1 protein-coding gene is annotated in these 481 nt (G+C 64.9%); it reads right to left on the reverse strand.

Features of this window, described 5'->3' with window-relative positions; genetic code table 11:
* Window positions 1-481 (reverse strand): condensation domain-containing protein (locus HX846_RS37750; RefSeq protein WP_178967529.1); only part of this gene is annotated, 481 nt, incomplete at both ends.

The following is a 481-nucleotide window of genomic DNA, read 5'->3' on the forward strand; positions in this document are numbered from 1 at the left end:
CGCCACACCACTTGCACCGGCTGCGCCAAGCCTTCCCAGACCACACCGGTACGCAGGATGTCGTGGCGGTCGATCACCTGCTGCAAGGCCTGGGCGAAGCTGTCCAGGCGCGCCTGGGTATCGAATGCCATGTGCGATTGCAGCAGGTACGGATCGCCCTGCTCCGCCGTGATGTAGTGGTAAAGAATGCCTTCCTGTAACGGTGCCAGCGGGTAAATATCCTGCACATTGGCGGCGCCACCCGGCACGCTGGCGACGATCTGGTCGATCATCGGCTGATCCAGCTCCACCAATGGCAGCATCGAGGGCGTGATGCGCGGGCTATCGGCGGCGATGGCATTCACCGGCACCACCACTTCCCGGCCACTGCCCACTGCCGCTGCCAATGCCGCCAGCGTCGGCTGGCTGAACAGCACCCGCACATCGGCGCTGAGGCCGGCCTGGCGCATGCGCTCGATCAGGCTTACCGCCAGCAAGGAAT

Origin of the sequence: Pseudomonas sp. K5002 (genome assembly GCF_013386655.1) — a bacterium.
Taxonomy (GTDB): domain Bacteria; phylum Pseudomonadota; class Gammaproteobacteria; order Pseudomonadales; family Pseudomonadaceae; genus Aquipseudomonas.